This window comes from Streptomyces sp. L7, from assembly GCF_050990935.1.
GTDB lineage: Bacteria > Actinomycetota > Actinomycetes > Actinomycetales > Microbacteriaceae > Leifsonia.
Genome location: NZ_CP194644.1, coordinates 157,125 through 173,785, shown reverse-complemented (window position 1 = coordinate 173,785; position 16,661 = coordinate 157,125). Strand labels below are relative to the sequence as shown.

The 16,661-nt window shown below is 71.4% G+C and carries 14 protein-coding genes; 3 read left to right on the top strand and 11 right to left on the bottom strand.

Going from position 1 to position 16,661, the window contains the following annotated elements; all coding sequences use genetic code 11:
• Positions 1-140: 140 nt before the first annotated feature.
• The 6 genes from ACR5MH_RS00840 to eno all read right to left on the bottom strand — a co-directional run bounded on the left by ACR5MH_RS00840 (position 141) and on the right by eno (position 5,707).
• On the bottom strand, positions 141-1,550 hold the full coding sequence (locus ACR5MH_RS00840; RefSeq protein ID WP_431349210.1) for an NAD(P)/FAD-dependent oxidoreductase: 1,410 nt from the start codon (positions 1,548-1,550) through the stop codon (positions 141-143).
• Positions 1,551-1,589: 39 nt separating this feature from the next.
• Positions 1,590-2,900, bottom strand: a complete 1,311-nt coding sequence (locus ACR5MH_RS00835) for a S8 family serine peptidase (protein ID WP_433862167.1) — start codon at positions 2,898-2,900, stop codon at positions 1,590-1,592.
• Entirely contained in the window at positions 2,879-3,391 is a 513-nt protein-coding gene (locus ACR5MH_RS00830; protein ID WP_431349209.1) for a DUF501 domain-containing protein, read from the bottom strand. Before ACR5MH_RS00830 ends, ACR5MH_RS00835 begins: the two co-directional genes overlap by 22 nt.
• A 40-nt stretch (positions 3,392-3,431) precedes the next feature.
• Positions 3,432-3,953, bottom strand: a complete 522-nt coding sequence (locus ACR5MH_RS00825) for an FtsB family cell division protein (RefSeq protein ID WP_431349208.1) — start codon at positions 3,951-3,953, stop codon at positions 3,432-3,434.
• Positions 3,954-4,059: 106 nt separating this feature from the next.
• On the bottom strand, positions 4,060-4,317 hold the full coding sequence (locus ACR5MH_RS00820; protein ID WP_431349207.1) for a hypothetical protein: 258 nt from the start codon (positions 4,315-4,317) through the stop codon (positions 4,060-4,062).
• Between the two features lie 109 nt (positions 4,318-4,426).
• On the bottom strand, positions 4,427-5,707 hold the full coding sequence (eno, locus tag ACR5MH_RS00815; protein WP_431349206.1) for a phosphopyruvate hydratase: 1,281 nt from the start codon (positions 5,705-5,707) through the stop codon (positions 4,427-4,429).
• 292 nt (positions 5,708-5,999) lie between these two features.
• On the opposite strand from eno, the gene ACR5MH_RS00810 reads away from it, so the two are divergent.
• Positions 6,000-7,352, top strand: a complete 1,353-nt coding sequence (locus tag ACR5MH_RS00810) for a hypothetical protein (RefSeq protein ID WP_431349205.1) — start codon at positions 6,000-6,002, stop codon at positions 7,350-7,352.
• Here the strand turns inward: ACR5MH_RS00810 and hisS are convergent.
• Positions 7,336-8,628 (bottom strand): histidine--tRNA ligase, encoded by a 1,293-nt coding sequence (gene hisS / locus ACR5MH_RS00805; protein WP_431349204.1) that lies wholly within the window; start codon positions 8,626-8,628, stop codon positions 7,336-7,338. The two genes, ACR5MH_RS00810 and hisS, sit on opposite strands and share 17 nt — an antisense overlap.
• A 547-nt stretch (positions 8,629-9,175) precedes the next feature.
• A complete protein-coding gene (locus ACR5MH_RS00800) occupies positions 9,176-9,835 on the bottom strand; it encodes a MazG family protein (RefSeq protein ID WP_433862166.1) in 660 nt (219 codons plus the stop codon).
• 143 nt (positions 9,836-9,978) lie between these two features.
• On the opposite strand from ACR5MH_RS00800, the gene ACR5MH_RS00795 reads away from it, so the two are divergent.
• Both ACR5MH_RS00795 and ACR5MH_RS00790 read left to right on the top strand, forming a co-directional pair.
• The gene (locus ACR5MH_RS00795) at positions 9,979-10,929 is read left to right on the top strand and encodes a Na+/H+ antiporter NhaA (protein ID WP_433862165.1); all 951 of its coding nucleotides are present in this window, start codon (positions 9,979-9,981) and stop codon (positions 10,927-10,929) included.
• Positions 10,815-11,168 (top strand): Na+/H+ antiporter NhaA, encoded by a 354-nt coding sequence (locus tag ACR5MH_RS00790; RefSeq protein ID WP_433862689.1) that lies wholly within the window; start codon positions 10,815-10,817, stop codon positions 11,166-11,168. The genes ACR5MH_RS00795 and ACR5MH_RS00790 overlap by 115 nt, the downstream gene beginning before the upstream one ends.
• Before the next feature lie 94 nt (positions 11,169-11,262).
• Here ACR5MH_RS00790 and ACR5MH_RS00785 read toward each other — a convergent pair whose 3' ends face one another.
• The 3 genes from ACR5MH_RS00785 to mfd form a co-directional block, all read right to left on the bottom strand.
• A complete protein-coding gene (locus ACR5MH_RS00785) occupies positions 11,263-12,411 on the bottom strand; it encodes a DUF1648 domain-containing protein (RefSeq protein ID WP_431349201.1) in 1,149 nt (382 codons plus the stop codon).
• A complete protein-coding gene (locus tag ACR5MH_RS00780; protein ID WP_431349200.1) occupies positions 12,408-12,848 on the bottom strand; it encodes a GntR family transcriptional regulator in 441 nt (146 codons plus the stop codon). The genes ACR5MH_RS00785 and ACR5MH_RS00780 overlap by 4 nt, the downstream gene beginning before the upstream one ends.
• 150 nt (positions 12,849-12,998) lie before the next feature.
• The gene (mfd, locus tag ACR5MH_RS00775) at positions 12,999-16,652 is read right to left on the bottom strand and encodes a transcription-repair coupling factor (protein WP_431349199.1); all 3,654 of its coding nucleotides are present in this window, start codon (positions 16,650-16,652) and stop codon (positions 12,999-13,001) included.
• Positions 16,653-16,661 lie beyond the last annotated feature (9 nt).

Here is a 16,661-nt window from a genome sequence, read left to right as displayed (position 1 = left end):
CGTCTCCGCGCAGGAGAACACGCCACAATCTCCTGCCGAAGGCCATTCGGAAGGGGTTTCGGCGGCGAGTCGGCCCGGATTTCCTGCGCGCAGGGACGCAGAAGGCCCGGTCCCGCAGGGACCGGGCCTTCTGGAACGGTTTACTTGGCGGAGACCGCGGCAGGCTCCTTCTCGGCAGCCTTCGACCGCGCAGCCTTCTTGGGCGCCTCCGCCGGAGCGGCCTCGACGGCCGGCTTCGGGCGGGAGGCGAACTCCTCGAACGCGGCGCGCGGGGCCCGGAGGGCCTCCAGGGACACGATGTCGCGGCCGAGCCAGAAGTTGTTCCACCAGCCCCACAGCACGCGCCACTTGCGCTCCCAGCTCGGCATCGCCAGACCGTGGTAGCCGCGGTGCGCGAACCAGCCGAGGACGCCCTTGATCGCGATCTTGCCGGACTGCAGCACGCCGATGCCGAGGCCGAGGCCCGCGACGGCGCCGAGGCTCTTGTGGTAGTACTGGCGCGGCAGCTCGCCGCGCAGGTCCGCGATGATGTTCTTCGCGAGCAGCTTGCCCTGGCGGACGGCGTGCTGGGCGTTCGGCACGCAGTAGCCGCCGACGCCCGCGCCGGTCAGGTCGGGGACGGCCGAGACGTCGCCGGCGCCCCAGGCGCCCTCGATGATCTCCTCGTCGGTGCCCACGCGCAGGTCGGCGCGGACACGGAGGCGGCCGCGCTCCTCGATCGGGAGGTCGGTGTGGCGGACCACGGTCGGGTTGGCCATGACGCCGGCCGTCCAGACGATGAGGTCGGTCTCGAAGCTCTCGCCGGTGGACAGCTCGATGCGGCCGTCGACGGCGCTGGTGAGCTGCGTCTCCAGGTGGATCTCCGCGCCGCGCTCGGCGAGGTTCTTGATGACCCAGTGGCTGGTCGGCAGGGAGACCTCCGGCATGATCCGGCCCATCGCCTCGATCAGGTGGAAGTGCGTGTCCTCGAACGACAGCTCGGGGTACTTCTTCAGCAGCGCGCTGGCGAACGAGCGCAGCTCGGCGAAGATCTCGATGCCCGCGAAGCCGCCGCCGACGACCGTGACGGTCAGGAGACGGTCGCGCTCCGGGCCGGGCGGGAGAGTCGACGCCTTGTCGAAGTTGGTGAGGAGGGTGTCGCGGATGTACACGGCCTCCTCGATCGTCTTGAGGCCGACGGCCTGATCGGCGACGCCCGGGATCGGGAACGTGCGCGACACGGCCCCTGCGGTGACCACGACGATGTCGTACTCGAACTCGTACGGCTCGCCTGCGGCCGGCGCGATGGTCGCCGTCTTGTTCGCGTGGTCGATGTAGGTGACCTTGCCGCTCACGATGTTGGTGGTCTTCAGGTGGCGGCGGTGCGAGACGACCGCGTGACGGGGCTCGATGGAGCCCACAGCCACCTCCGGGAGGAACGGCTGGTACGTCATGTACGGCAGCGGGTCGACCATGGTGACCTCGGCCTCGCCCGAGCGGAGCTGCTTCTCGAGCTTCCACGCGGTATAGAAACCGGCGTAGCCTCCGCCGACGATCAGGATTTTGGGCACAGTAATGCGTCTCCTCAACACGAAAGTATGGGTGTTAATCTACCCCCTGCTGCCCGTTCGCCTGAAATGCAGCCACGCACCGACCCCGCCGAGGGCGAGGAGTGTGACGAAACCGGAGATCAGACCGAACGGCAGCCAGAAGGCGGTGAGGACGCTCCATTGCGGCCAGAAGAACGATCTCCATGCTACAGGTCGTTCCGGGCTGAGCTTCGCCGGCGCGGGAGCCGCTTGCGCGTCGGGCGCCTGCGGGGCGGCCGTCGAGGGCGTCTCGGCCCGGCGGTGGATGTGGACCCATTCCGTCAGGTCGCCCATCGGGTTCGCCGTCACATGCGGGACGGTCGCGGTCACCGCGGCCGCCGCGTCGAGCAGCCCGTACCCGTAGACGGGACTCGGAACGGCTGTCACGCCGGCAGGCCGGCGCGCGGTGCGGATGATCCGGTTGATGACGTCCGGCGCCTTCAGCTCAGGATGCGCCGCCCGAACGAGCGCGACCGCCCCGGCGACCAGCGGCGCCGCCCCGCTGGTGCCCGCCCACTGCACGTAGCCTCCGCCCGGGTTCGCGCCGACCAGCTCCTCGCTCGGCGCGGACACGCCGATCGTGATGCCCTGCGAGGACGCGTCGAAGGAGGCCTGTCCGGCGCGGTCGACGCCGGCGACGGTGAGGACGCCGGGGATGGTGGCGGGCGCGCCGACCTCGGTCGTCCCGCTCCCCCGGTTTCCGGCCGCCGCGACGACGACGACATCATGCGAGAAGGCGTACTGGAACGCGTCGTCCCAGCTCGTCGGCCAGTCGAGCGTGTTCCGGGTGAGCGAGATGTTGATGACGGAGGCGCCGCTGTCGACCGCCCACCGCACCGCCTTCGCGATCTGGTCGTCGTTGTCGACGTTCCCCGTCGCCTTCCCGAGCGCCACGGAGACGCTGAGGATGCTCGCCTGCGGCGCCGCGCCCAGCACTCCCGTGCCGGGACCGGTGCCGCGCCCGGCGAGCAGGGAGGCCACCCAGGTCCCGTGATCGGCGGCGTCGCCGTCGCCCAGCGGCTTCTGGCCGTTCGCGGCGCCGACGCCGGACACGTCCGTGCCTCCGGTGACCGCGCCGGCCAGGTCCGGGACCGTCCCGTCGACGCCGGTGTCGATCACCGCGACCTTCACGCCGGCGCCCTGGGTCGTCTGCCAGGCCCGGGTGAAGCCGTACTCGGTGAGCCAGTACTCCAGGTCGCGCACCTGGTCCGCGTGCGCCACGGTCGCGGGTGCGATCCCGACGGCGGGGGCGACGACGAGCGCCGCGGCGAGCGCGGTCGCGCCCGCAGCCAGGGTGCGGCGGAGCCGGGTCAGCCGGCCTGGATGCGGCACTCGCACACCTCGGGCGACCACCCGCCCCGCGCGAGCGCCAGGTCGCCGATCGGGTTGACGCCGGGGCCGGCGGCGAGCGCGTGCGCGGCGAGGGCGTGCAGGCACTTGACGCGGGTCGGCATCCCGCCCGCGGAGACGCCCGCCAGCTCGGGGACGACGCCGACGGACTCGCGGTCGGCGAGGTACTGCTCGTGCGCGGCCCGGTACCGGTCGCGCATCTCCTCGTCCTCGGCCAGGAGGTCGTTGTACTCGTTCATCACCTGGGTGGCCTCCAGCTGCGACATCGCGGCGGTGGCGGCGGGGTGGGACAGGTAGTAGAAGGTCGGGAACGGCGTGCCGTCGTCCAGCCGCGGGGCGGTGGACACGACCGTGGGGCGGCCGCATACGCAGCGCGCGGCGATGCCGACGACGTTGCGCGCCGGGCGGCCGAGCTGTTCGCTCACGGCGGCGATGTCGGCGTCGGTGACGGGGTCGAACGGAGGTCTGGTCATGGCATGCCTGGGATCTGTGTTCACGTGCTCGGTTCGGGGCTCACTTGCTCGGTGCGGGGGTCGGAGTCGGGGTGGGCGCCGTCGTGCTGCCGAGCTGCGCCGGGGTGGCGTCGGTGAGCCCGGCGCCCATCAGCGAGCCGAACAGCGAGCCGACCCAGTCGGTGCGGGTCTTCTGGAGCTTGGAGCTCACCGGGGTGGTGTCGCCCTTCGCCGCGGGCGGACGGTCGTCCATGACGAGGTAGCTGGTCTCCCCCGGCATGACGTAGTACAGGCGGTCGCGGGCCTGGGCGCGGATGTAGCTCGGGTCGTTCCAGCGGGCGCGCTGCTCCTTGAGCGCGTCCACCTGCGCGGAGAGCTGCTGGACCGCCTTCTGCTGGTCGGCGATCTGCTGCCGCTGGGCGAGGTAGCCCTGCAGCGACGGCGCCAGGATGACGACGGCGAGCACCACAGCGCCCATCATCACGAGCGAGAACGCGGAGAAGTGCAGGCCGCGCAGCCAGCGCCCGGTCGCGCTCGGCTCCTCGAAGGAGGCGGCGACGCGCTGCGTGCGCGGCTTCGGCATGGCCCCTCCTGCGGTTGTCGGCGGACATGGACGACCGGGCGTCCCCGCTGTCAATCGTAGGCGATCCGCCCTGAGCGGCGGCCGCGCGGCCGGGGTGTCGGGGTGGTCAGTGCGCTGTCAGCATGACGACGATCCGCACGGCGCCGACCACGACCAGCCCGATGCCGCCGAGCGTGAAGACCAGCCCGATCGCCCGGGCGTCGCGCGGCCGGAACCGCTGCCGCGCATCCCGGTCGGCGAACAGCGCCGCGGCCCGCTCCGGCCGGCGCAGCAGGTAGGCGCCGAGCACGACGAACAGGGCGGCGAGCAGCAGGAACACGCCGAGCGGGACGAGCTCGGCCGGGACCCCCGCGGCGGTGCGCATGGGTGCGATTCTCGCAGAGTCGTCCGGCAACGATCGAGGGGCACGTCGTCGCCCCTATCCGCGTGGGATACGGGCGTCGACGTGCCCCTCGACGTGCTGGTGGACTCGCTCAGCCCTGGAAGCGCGGGAACGCGCTGCGGCCGGCGTAGACGGCGGCGTCGCCCAGCTCCTCCTCGATGCGGAGGAGCTGGTTGTACTTGGCGACGCGCTCGGAGCGGGCCGGGGCGCCGGTCTTGATCTGGCCGGCGTCGGTGGCGACGGCGAGGTCGGCGATCGTGGTGTCCTCGGTCTCACCGGAGCGGTGCGAGAGCACGGCGGTCATGCCGCTGCGCTGGGCGAGCGACACGGCGTCGAGCGTCTCGGTGAGCGTGCCGATCTGGTTGACCTTCACCAGGATGCTGTTGGCGGCCTTCGCCTTGATGCCCTGCGCGAGGCGCTTCGGGTTGGTCACGAACAGGTCGTCGCCGACGAGCTGCAGCTTGCCGCCGAGCTCGGCGTTGAGGAGGGTCCAGCCCTCCCAGTCGTCCTCAGCCAGCGGGTCCTCGATGGAGACCAGCGGGTAGTTCGCCGCGAGCTCCTGGTAGTAGGCGCTCATCTCGGCCGCGCTGCGGTCCTGGCCCTCGAAGCGGTAGACGCCGTTCTCGAAGAACTCGGTGGAGGCCACGTCGAGGCCGAGCGCGATCTGCGAGCCGACGGTGTAGCCGGCCTTCTCGATGGCTTCGGAGATGAGGTCGAGCGCGGCGCGGTTGTGCTCCAGCTCGGGGGCGAAGCCGCCCTCGTCGCCGAGTCCGGTGTTGAGGCCCTTGGACTTCAGCAGCGCCTTGAGCGAGTGGTAGGTCTCCACGCCCCACCGCAGACCCTCGGAGAAGGTCTCGGCGCCGATCGGGAGGATCATGAACTCCTGGATGTCGACGCCGGTGTCGGCGTGCGCGCCGCCGTTGATGATGTTCATCATCGGCACCGGGAGGACGTGCGCGTTCGGGCCGCCGACGTAGCGGAACAGCGGGAGGTCGGCCGAGTCGGCCGCTGCCTTGGCGACCGCGAGGCTGACGCCCAGGATGGCGTTGGCGCCGAGGCGCTTCTTGTTGTCGGTGCCGTCGAGCTCGATCATCGCCTCGTCCACCAGGCGCTGGTCGCTGGCCTCGAAGCCCTCGATCGCCGGTCCGATCTCGTCGAGGACCGCGTCGACGGCCTTCTCGACGCCCTTGCCGAGGTAGCGGTCCTTATCGCCGTCGCGAAGCTCGTAGGCCTCGAAGGCGCCGGTCGACGCACCGGACGGGACGGCGGCACGGCTGACCGTGCCGTCCTCGAGGAGCACCTCGACCTCGACGGTCGGGTTGCCGCGGGAGTCGAGAATCTCGCGAGCGCCTACAGCTTCGATCTGAGCCACAACAGTCTCCTTGATGGTTTTCGTGGGTGTGGGGTCAGTCTAGTGAAGCCGTGTAAACGCCCGGAACGGTGTGGCTCGATGCTTGCGGTGAATGGCGCGACTGCTCCCGGCGGGCGACGCGCGTAGCACGGCGCCGACGGCGTCGGCATCCGCGGCGGGGATGAACCCGACGGTCCGGAAACCGGAGAGGAAACCAGGCCGGAGACGGATTCGCGCACGCCTCCCGGCGGCGAGGGTGGAACTGCACGATGTGACGAATTCCACGATCCGACCTCGCTCAAGGAGCCATTCAGTGAACGAACCCACCCGTACGTCCCGCACCACCATCCCGTCGGCGAGGCGGAGGCCTTCGCGTCGCGCCGTGGCGACGACCGCCGCCTGGTCCCTGTCGGCGATCGCGCTCACCGTCGCCTCGCCCGCGCACGCCGCGAGCGTGTCGCCCACGCTCGAGCTCGTGGGAACGCCGGCCTCTGTCGCCTCGGGCTCGACGGTGACCGGAGCCCAGGTGATCGCACACGGCAATGACGGCGCGCCCATAACGGTGGAGCTCTCGCCCGGTTTCGCGTGGTCCGACGGCACGGATTCCCGTCTCCGCGCCATCGGCATCGGGCCGGGCGCCCACGCGATCCCGGCCTTCACAGCGACAGCCGGCGACCCGGGTACGCCGACCGGTGTGCGCGCGGAGAGCGCCGGCGTCCGCACCTGGGCGCCGATCGAGATCGGCGCGGGGCTCTACGAGCTCTCGGTGCTGGGCGCGATCGGCATCATCTGCCGCGGGCCGGACGAGTTCCGTGCGGACCTGGCCGTCATCGTCCCGGCCGGGGTGCGGCCCACGAAACTGGAGTACCGGTTCTATCCGACCTCGGAGGAGAGGATCGGCATGGCGATGCGCCTGGTCTCCGACGACATCCGAAAATACATCGATCAGAACTACGCGATCGTCCACGTCCAGGACCTCGGCGCCGGCCTGGAGCGCCTCTACCTGAGCTGCCGCGGCAACGCGAACACCCAGAACGTCGCAACCGCCTGGTACGCATGGCCGATCCGCGCGACCTGGCCGGACGGGACCGAGACGGTCGTCGAGTTCCCGGTCCTCCAGCAGCACCGCGGCAGCGATGGGCGGCCCGTGGCCGTCAACGCATGGGACTGGACGACGCGGGCGCTCCCCGGTTTCGACTCCGCCCTCTCGTCGCAGGCGGCCTGGGGGAATGTCGTGGCCGAGAACACGCCGGGGACGCTCGACGGCAACCACTTCCACGTCGACGCCCTCGCCTCGGGGCGGCCGGACACCGAGGGCAACGATCAGACGGCCGCGCTCTTCTACCAGTTCCGGCACGAGGACGGCACACCCGCGTCCGTCACTCCGACACCGCGGCACGTCGTGATCCCCAGCCACTCCGGCACGCTCAGCGTGCAGGGCATGCTCCTCGGCGGTCCCGAGCAGCTCGGGCGCGCGTTCGCCCTCGACAAGGCCGGCTACTGGAAACTCCTGATCTGGCCGCAGTCGAGCAGCTCGAGAGCCGGCCTCGACGTCTCCCCGGACGGTGTCGCCTGGGATCCCGAGTCCGACCCGGGTCACCAGGTCGGCTCGGTCTTCTGGAGGCTGCCGGCCGCGGCCGAACAGCCGGCTACGCCAGCGGCTTGAACTCCAGCGCGGCGGCGTCCGCGGTCTCCGGACCGACGAACGCGAACGACCGGTACCCGGCCGCCGCCGCGCGATCCAGCACGGCCTTGAGGTTCTTCGCCCGCCTGTCGAGCCGCACCCGGCGCCCGGAGGCGACCAGCTCGGACTTGATCGCCATCAGCCGGTCGAGCGGCACGCTCGGGTCGTGGACGAGCACAACGGTGTCTGCCGCGGAGTCCTCCGGCACCTCGATCAGGTCGACCACGCGCTCGAAGCCGATCGAGAACCCGCACGCCGGCACATCGGTGCCGAGGAACCGGCCGATCATCCCGTCGTAGCGGCCGCCGCCGCCGACCGAGCTGCCGGAGCCCGGGTGCGCGATCTCGAAGATGGTGCCGGTGTAGTAGCCCATCCCACGCACCAGAGTGGGGTCGAAGCGCAGCGCGACGCCCTCCGGGAGGGTGTCGAGCGCGTGCGCCAGCGTCTCCAGGCCGGCGATGGCGTCGGTGTCCATGCCCTCCGGCAGGATGCCGGCGATGGCCTCGACGGTCAGCTCGACGCCGCCGCCGGCGAGGTGCGGCTCCAGCCCGGCCAGGATGCCGCCGAGCACCGCGGCGGAGTCGGCGCCGCCCTCGCTCAGTTCGGCGACGACGCCCTCCGCGCCGATCTTGTCGAGCTTGTCGATCGAGATGAGCACCTGCGGCCAGCGCGACTCGGCGAAGCCGCAGTACTCCAGCAGGCCGTTCAGGATGCGGCGGTCGTTGATCCGGATGGTGCAGCCGGCCAGGCCCAGTGCCTCCAGCGCCGCGGCGGTCGCGGTGATGAGCTCGACCTCCGCGAGCTGCGAGCCCTCGCCGATGATGTCGATGTCGCACTGCACGAACTGGCGGTAGCGGCCCTTCTGCGGTCGCTCGGCCCGCCAGACCGGCGCGATCTGGATGCTGCGGAACACCGGAGGCAGCTCGGCCCGGTGCGTGGCGTAGAAACGGGCCAGCGGCACGGTGAGGTCGAAGCGGAGGCCCAGGTCGCAGAGCGCGAGGGTGTCGCCCGACTCGATCGCGGCGTGCAGGTCGTCGCCGCCGAGGCCGCGCTTGAGCACGCTGAAGGCGAGCTTCTCGTTGTCGCCGCCGAGGCCGGAGTGCAGGCGCGCGACGTCCTCGACCACCGGCGTCTCGATCTCGTCGAAGCCGTGCGCGGCGAAGCTCCGGCGGATCACGCCCAGCGCATGCTCGCGGCGGCCCTTCTCGGCGGGAAGGAAGTCGCGCATGCCACGGGGCGGGGTGATCGGGGAAGCCATGCGACGATTCTTCCAGAAGGAGGCCTCCCGATGCCGCCCCCGAAGCGAACCGCATCGCCGCCAGGGAGAACTCGTCTCGATGCCGCCCCCGAACGAACAGCATCGCCGCCCGAGGGGAAGTGCTTTCGATGCCGCCCCCGAAGGAACAGCATCGCCGCCCGGGGGGAAGTGCTTTCGATGCCGCCCGGGGGATCGCGCCGGGCAGAGGCCCGGTCGTAGACTGCTGGCGTTGCCACCCTGATGTCGTGCCGACCCCGCGCGATGCGGTGGTGTCCCAGTGAGGACCTGGCATGAGCCGCAGTCGTCCGACCACGTCGACTGCGTTGCCAGACACACGACAACGCGTCCGCCCCGGACCGGGATGAAAGCGCCGCCGGCCGGCGCCCGTCAGACCCGATCGGCGGCCCGGGTTCCCCGGCGGGCGCGCTGCCGGCCTCTGCGACGACCTGGCCGGACACGCCGTCTGCGCGGGCGACGAGGCGGCGTGTCCCGCCAGGTCGTACTGCGAGACCGTGCGGCGCCTGCCGAGCGGGACGACGAGCGCGCCCTAAACCGACGCTTCCTGCTCGCGGATCTCCCCCTGCAGCTCGCGCAGCGTCGACCGCAGCGCGCGCTCGGCGTCCAGCCCCTGCGCCTTCGCCGACGCGACGATGGCCAGCAGCAACGGCCCGAGCTCGTCCTCGCTCTCCACCTGTACGCCGCCCGACTCGCTCAGGTCGATCAGCCCGACCTTCTCCGCTCGGCCGAGGAGCTTGTCGGCGAGCGCGAGGGAGGGCATGGCCTGCGGGATGCCGTCCAGCACGCTGGTGCGACCCGGCTTCTCGACCTTCTTGAGGTCGTCCCAGAACCCGACCACGTCGTCCGCGGTCTCGGCGGTGCGGTCGCCGCCGAAGACGTGCGGGTGCCGGCCCACCATCTTGCGGGTCATCTGCTCGGCGACGTCCTGGATGTCGAAGTCCTCGCCCGGGGTGTGCGCAGCGATGTCGGCGTGGAACAGCACCTGGTAGAGCACGTCGCCGAGCTCCTCCAGCATTTCGTCGCGGTTGCCCGTCTCGATCGCCTCGATCAGCTCGTAGGTCTCCTCGATGAGGTACTGCACCAGCGACTCGTGCGTCTGGGCGGCATCCCACGGACAGCCGCCCGGAGCGCGGAGCTGCGCCATCACGGCGACGAGCTCGTCGAGTCTGGTGGGCGCCGCGTCGGTCATGGGATGCTCCTCCCGTCGGGGACACGTTCATCCTCTCACCGAAGGCGACCGGTAGACTGGAGCACTGGTGTGCCGGGAAGTCTGGTCGGCGAATTCGTTTCCGCGTTCCCTGGTTCCGCGCGTCGCCGCGAGATTGGCCACCGATGAGCATCATCCGTTCCGAGCGCACCGCCGCCGGACTCCTCCTGGGCGCCGCCGCGCTCGGCCTCCTGCTGGCGAACACCGCGCTCGGCCCCGCCCTGCTGGACCTCCAGCACGCGCACCTCGGCGGCGGCGTGGTGGACCTCAGCGTCGGGCACTGGATCAGCGACGGGCTGCTCGCGGTCTTCTTCTTCCTCGTGGCGGTGGAGTTGAAGCACGAGCTGGTGGCCGGCGAGCTGAACTCGTTCGCGAAGGCCGTCCATCCCGCGATCGCGGCGGCGTGCGGCGTCGCGGTTCCTGCGCTGATCTACCTGGCTCTGACGTCGGGATCGGGCTTGTCCGACGGCTGGCCGATCCCGACCGCGACCGACATCGCCTTCGCGCTCGGCGTGCTCGCGGTCTTCGGGCGCGGGCTGCCGAACCGGCTGCGCGTGTTCCTGCTGGCGCTGGCGGTGCTGGACGACCTGGTCGCCATCCTGATCATCGCCGTGTTCTTCACGACGAACCCGAACCTGCTGGAGCTCGGCGCCGCAGCGGTGGTCGTCGTCGCGTTCGGCCTGCTCAGCCGGGTGCTGCGCGGGAGGCTGCGCTGGCCCGTCGGGGTGCTGATGGCGCTGCTGGCGGTGCTGGCCTGGTGGCTCGTCTACGACTCCGGCGTGCACGCCACGATCGCGGGCGTGGCGCTCGGGCTGGTCATGGCGCGCGGACCTGGAGGCCGAACGGCGCACGCGCTGGAGCCGTGGTCGAACGGGCTGATCCTGCCGTTGTTCGCCTTCTCCGCGGCGCTCGTCGTCATCCCCGCGGTCTCCCCGTCGAGCTGTCGCCGGCGTTCTGGGGAATCCTCGTCGCGCTCCCGGTCGGCAAGCTCGTCGGCATCACGCTCGGCGGCTGGCTCGGCTCGTTCACGCGCCCGAAGCCGGAGCGCTCGCGCATCCCGGTGCTCAGCCTCGTGACCATCGGGGCGTTGGGCGGCATCGGCTTCACCGTGTCGTTGCTGATGAACGAGCTGGCCTTCGCCGGCTCGGCCACCGTGCGGGCCGAAGGCACTCTCGCGGTACTGCTCGGGTCCGCAGTGTCGATCGTGCTCGCGGGCATCCTCGTGACGACGCTGGCGCGGCGCAACCGGAGGCTGCACCCGCGCGCGATTCGCGCCGAATCGCGCGAGAGCGCGCCCCGCACGTCACATCCGTGACGAATCGCCGGCGGTGCCGTTCACTGCATTCGTGACGAATCGCGCGAATACGGGCGCAGATCGCGACATTCGGCGCGAATGGGCGGGGCCGCCCTCAGCGCAGCAGCGCCGGGAGCGCGATCCCCGCCACCAGCAACAGGAGCGTGACGACGCCGATCGCCATCCCCCCGGGGTGACCGAGGTTGAGCGTCACGCCCACCCCGAACCGCTTCGGGACGAAGAGAGCAGGGTCGGCGGAGTTGACGTAGATGAGGCCGCCCTTCCAGTGCCGGTCGTCGTCGCGCGGGTCGACCGTGTCCCGGGTCGGGGCCCGGTCGGCGGCCGCTGCGCCTCCGCCGACGGGCACGGCCTCCCGGGCCGCACGCGTCCCGCTCACCAGCCGCAGTGCGTAGACACCGATCACCACGAAGATCACCACCAGCAGAGCCACCGTGACGATTCCGATCCCTGCACTCGGCTCCTCAGACCCGTCGTGCAGCCAGCCGATCACCGACAGCGCGGCGATCGCGGCCGACACCACGAACGCCATCCAGCCGAGCAGCGACTGGGTCAGCTCGGCTTGCAGGGAGGCGATCCGCTCCGCGACCTCCGCCCCCTCTCCCCCGCCCCTCCGCCACGGGACGGCCCGGACGACGAACGCGATCCCCACCATCAGTGCGAGGATCCCCACAGCGATCAGGACCGGCCCGAACACGGAGAGCACCGTCTTCTCCGCGAACCGGTCGGGCCGCCCGCCAGATCCCCAGTGCACGGCGATCGAGGCCGGGAGGCTGTCGTACAGCGCGATGCCGACGGCGGCGGCCGCCATCAGCAGCACCAGGGCGGCCGCGTACCAGCCGAACGCGGGCCGCGGCCGGGCGCCGGAGTCCGGCGTGACGCTGCCGGAGATGCGGACCGGCACGTCGTCCAGCCAGCCGCCCTCGCGCTTCGCGGCCTGGATGCTCCGGCGCGACAGCAGATAACCGGCGACCGACCCGGCCAGAACGACGAGCGTCGCGACCAGCGCCGGCGCGGCCGGACCGACAGGGATGACCACCGCGGCCGCGACGAGCGCGACGACGTACGAGACCACCACGACGACGCGGAACCGCCGGACCGCCGTGACCACGACAGGGTCGGTCACACGGCTGCGCGGCACCAGCACGCCGAGCGGCAGCGTGGTGCGGCTCATGGCCGGGAGCATCAGGAGGAGGGCTGCGATCAGCGTCGTCACCGCGAAGGTGCTGAGCAGGACGGCGGTCATGGGGTGCTTCCTTTCCGGTCGCCGGCGGGAGGCCGCGCGGCGTTCTCGTGGCGGGCCCGGGCGAACGACGAGGCGATGGCGGCCGTGCGGGCCTCCAGGTCGGCCTGGTCGACACCGTGGGCGACGCCCTCGGCGATCAGGGCGCTGAGGCGTGCGTTCCAGTCCGCGAGGAACCGCTCGTCCGGCGGCCCGCTCCCGGCGTCGCGGGCGACGACCGAACCGGAGCGGCGGCTCGTGCGCACGATGCCCTCGTTCCGGAGCGCGTCGTACGCCTTGACCACCGTGGCCGCGTTGATCCCGAACCGCACGGCGAGCTGCCGCACGGAGACGAGCGCGTCGCCTTCCCGCAGCTCGCCGCGCGCGACCGCGTCGATGACGCGGTCGTGGAGCTGCTGATAGAGCGGCGTCTCCGCCGTCGGATCGAGCTCGATGCGCACGCGCGCCCTCCCGCCTGTCTGTATCGGTACCTATAGTACAGCCGACACAGCTCTCACCCCCACCCGGCCCCACCACGGGCCCGACCGTAACTCCGGAGATTCGCCTGGGGGCATGGAGGAGGTAGGGGGCAGGAGGGCAGGGCGGGCGGCTCAGGCGGCGGGTTCGGGGGCCGGCTCGGGGGCCGGGAAGAGGGCGCCGAGGAGGGCACCCACCCACTCGATCAGGGCGGCGTCGTCGAGGGTCTCGCCGTTCACGCGCGGCAGCGGGACCGTCGCAACCTTGGGCGCGGCATGGTATTTCGACCCCGGGTACATCCGCTGCAGGCGCACCTGCAGGGAGTCCGGGAGCTGCGCGGGCGCCAGCCGGAGGTTGGAGCCCATCGCGACGACCTCCCCCAGCCCGGCCTTCTGCGCGGCCCGGCGCAGCCGCGACACCGCGATCAGGTTCACCACCGGCTGCGGAGGCTCGCCGTAGCGGTCGGTCAGCTCCTCCAGCACCTGGTCGATCTGGCCGTCCTTCGCGGCGGGCGCGCTCGCGGTGGACAGCTTCTGGTAGGCCTCCAGGCGCAGGCGCTCGCTGTCGACGTACTCCTCGGGGATGTGCGCATCCACCGGGAGCTCCAGCCTCAGCTCGGTCTGGCCTTCGGCGACCTCGCCGCGGAACGTCGACACGGCCTCCCCGATCATCCGGAGGTACAGGTCGAAGCCCACGCCGGCGATGTGGCCGGACTGCTCGCCGCCCAGGAGGTTGCCCGCGCCGCGGATCTCCAGGTCCTTGAGCGCGACCTGCATGCCGCTGCCGAGGTCGTTGTTCGCCGCGATCGTGGACAGCCGGTCGTGGGCCGTCTCGCTGAGCGGCTTGTCCTCGTCCCAGAGGAAGTAGGCGTAGGCGCGCTCCCGCCCGCGGCCGACCCGCCCGCGGAGCTGGTGGAGCTGGCTCAGCCCGTACTTGTCCGCGCGGTCGATGATGATCGTGTTGGCGTTGGAGATGTCGAGGCCGGTCTCGATGATCGTCGTGGAGACGAGCACGTCGAACTTGCGCTCCCAGAAGTCCACGACGACCTGCTCCAGGGCGTGCTCGTTCATCCGGCCGTGCGCGACCGCGATGCGGGCCTCCGGCACCAGCTCGGCCAGCTTGGCCGCCGTCGCCGAGATGGAGCCGACGCGGTTGTGCACGAAGAACACCTGGCCCTCGCGCAGCAGCTCGCGCCGGATCGCCGCGGCGACCTGCCGCTCGGAGTACGGGCCCACGAACGTGAGGATCGGGTGCCGGTCCTCCGGCGGCGTGGCGAGCGTCGACATCTCGCGGATGCCGGTGACCGCCATCTCCAGCGTGCGCGGGATCGGCGTGGCGCTCATCGCCAGGATGTCCACATTGGTCTTCAGCTTCTTGAGCTGGTCCTTGTGCTCGACGCCGAAGCGCTGCTCCTCGTCGATGATCACCAGGCCCAGATCCTTGAACGTGATGCCGTCCGCGAGGATGCGGTGCGTGCCGATGACGACGTCCACGGTGCCGTCGGCGAGGCCGCGCAGTGTCTCCCGCGCCTCCTTATCGCTCTGGAACCGACTGAGCTGACGGAGGTGGATGGGGAACCCGGCGAAGCGCTCCTGGAAGGTCTCGGCGTGCTGCTTCACCAGCAGCGTGGTCGGCACGAGCATGGCGACCTGCTTGCCGTCCTGCACCGCCTTGAACGCCGCACGGATCGCGATCTCGGTCTTGCCGAAGCCGACGTCGCCCGAGATGAGCCGGTCCATCGGGATGGGGCGCTCCATGTCGGCCTTCACCTCGTCGATGGTCTGGAGCTGGTCGTGCGTCTCGGCGAACGGGAAGGCCTCCTCCAGCTCGCGCTGCCACGGAGTGTCCGGCCCGAAGGCGTGACCCTTGCTCGCCATGCGCGCCGAGTACAGCTTCACGAGTTCTACTGCGATGTCCCGCACCGCGCGCCGCGCCCGACCCTTGGCGGCCGACCAGTCGCTGCCGCCCATCTTGGAGAGCTGCGGGGCCTCTCCGCCGACGTAGCGGGTGAGGAGGTCGAGCTGGTCGGTCGGGACGAACAGCTTGTCGCCCGGGTAGCCGCGCTTGGAGGGCGCGTACTCCAGCACCAGGTACTCGCGCTTGGACTTCACCGCGTTGCGGCCGCCGCTGGAGACCTCCCGCTGGGTGAGCTCCACGAACTTGCCGATGCCGTGCGTCTCGTGAACCACGTAGTCGCCCGGTTTCAGCGCGAGCGGGTCGACCACGTTCTTGCGCCGGGTGGCGAGCTTCTTGACCTGCCGCGACTCGTAGCCGACCGAGCGGCCGTAGAACTCGCTCTCGCCGATCAGCGCGAGCTTCTCCTCCGGGAACTCGAAGCCGTGCTCGACGTTCGCGCGCAGCAGGTAGGCGACGCCGGGCTCCGGGTCCTCCGGGAAGGAGTCCACCGGGCGGGCGGGCAGCTCGGCCTCCGACAGCACCTGCGCGGCGCGCTCGACCAGGCCGGCGCCCTCGGCGACGATGGCGACCTGCCAGCCTTCGCGGAGCCGTTGGGCCACGTGCTCGACGGCTCCGGTGACGTTGCCGGCGAAGCTGGGCACGGCCTCGGCGTTGACGCGCACCTGGAGGTACTCCTCGACCTCGCGCTCCAGCACGGGCTCGCGCCCGTGTCCGGACTCGTCGCCGGCGTCGGACTGGAAGCCGGAGAACGTCCACCACGGATGGTCCAGGGCGGGCTGACCCGGCTTGCTGAACTTCACCGAGTCCTTGAGCTTCTGGAGGGTGAGGAAGTCGCCGGCCGCGAGGTCGATCGGTGCCGCGGCGCCGACGGTCGCGGCGCTCCAGGCGGCGGACAGGAACTCGCGGTTCGTCTCGGCGAGGCTCACCGCGCGCGAGGCGACGCGCTCGGGCGACAGCACCGCGACGGCCGCGCCGTCCGGGAGGTAGTGGGTGAGCGGCACGAGCCTGTCCACGAGCGCGGGGGCGAGCGACTCCATGCCCTCCACCGGGATGCCCTCCCCGATCTTGGCGAGCATCGCCGACAGGCTCGGGAACTCGTGCTCCATCTCGCGGGCGCGCTGCCGCACCGGCTCGCTCAACAGCAGCTCGCGGCTCGGCGGGAGCATCACCGCAGGGATCGGCTCGGGCAGCGAGCGCTGGTCCGCGACCGAGAAGGCGCGGATCTGATCGACCTCGTCGCCGAAGAAGTCGACGCGGTACGGGTGCTCCGCGGTCGGCGGGAAGATGTCGAGGATGCCGCCGCGCACGGCGAACTCGCCGCGACGGGTGACCATGTCGACACGCGCGTAGGCGAGGTCGACCAGTTGGAGGGAGAGTCCGCCCAGGTCGAAGCCGCGGCCTCCCGCGTTCAGCTCGACGGTGGCGTAGTCGGTGAGGTTGTCCGCGAGCGGTTGCAGTGCAGCGCGCACGGACGCGACCAGCACGAACGGGTGCGACGCCTCCCCTGCCTCCCGGGCGGCGGCCCAGTCGGCGAGCCGGCGGAGGGCGAGGAGGCGCTTGCCGACGATCTCGGGGCTCGGGCTGAGGCGCTCGTGCGGCAGCGTCTCCCACGCCGGGAACTCGACGATCTCCGCGTCGGGGAGCACGCACGGCAGCGCGGCACGCACCGACTCGGACTCGCGACCGGTCGCCGTGATGACGAGCACCGCCTGGGAGGAGCCGGCCGCGGCGCGTTTGCCGACGAGGCCGGCCAGGAGCGGCACCCGGAGGCCGTCGGTGAGCGAGAAATCGGCGTCACGACCCGCATAGGCCAGAGCGTCCGCGAACGTGGAGGCGCGCTGAAGCGCCGCGATCAAGCTCTGCAGTATCACTCGCCAAAG

What these genes read in the sequence shown, in the direction of transcription:
- ACR5MH_RS00800 (WP_433862166.1), bottom strand. Translation starts at nt 9,835, where the DNA reads ATGACCGACGCGGCGCCCACCAGACTCGACGAGCTCGTCGCCGTGATG.
- ACR5MH_RS00795 (WP_433862165.1), top strand. Translation starts at nt 9,979, where the DNA reads ATGAGCATCATCCGTTCCGAGCGCACCGCCGCCGGACTCCTCCTGGGC.
- ACR5MH_RS00785 (WP_431349201.1), bottom strand. Translation starts at nt 12,411, where the DNA reads ATGACCGCCGTCCTGCTCAGCACCTTCGCGGTGACGACGCTGATCGCA.
- ACR5MH_RS00825 (WP_431349208.1), bottom strand. Translation starts at nt 3,953, where the DNA reads ATGCCGAAGCCGCGCACGCAGCGCGTCGCCGCCTCCTTCGAGGAGCCG.
- hisS (WP_431349204.1), bottom strand. Translation starts at nt 8,628, where the DNA reads ATGGCTTCCCCGATCACCCCGCCCCGTGGCATGCGCGACTTCCTTCCC.
- ACR5MH_RS00820 (WP_431349207.1), bottom strand. Translation starts at nt 4,317, where the DNA reads ATGCGCACCGCCGCGGGGGTCCCGGCCGAGCTCGTCCCGCTCGGCGTG.
- ACR5MH_RS00830 (WP_431349209.1), bottom strand. Translation starts at nt 3,391, where the DNA reads ATGACCAGACCTCCGTTCGACCCCGTCACCGACGCCGACATCGCCGCC.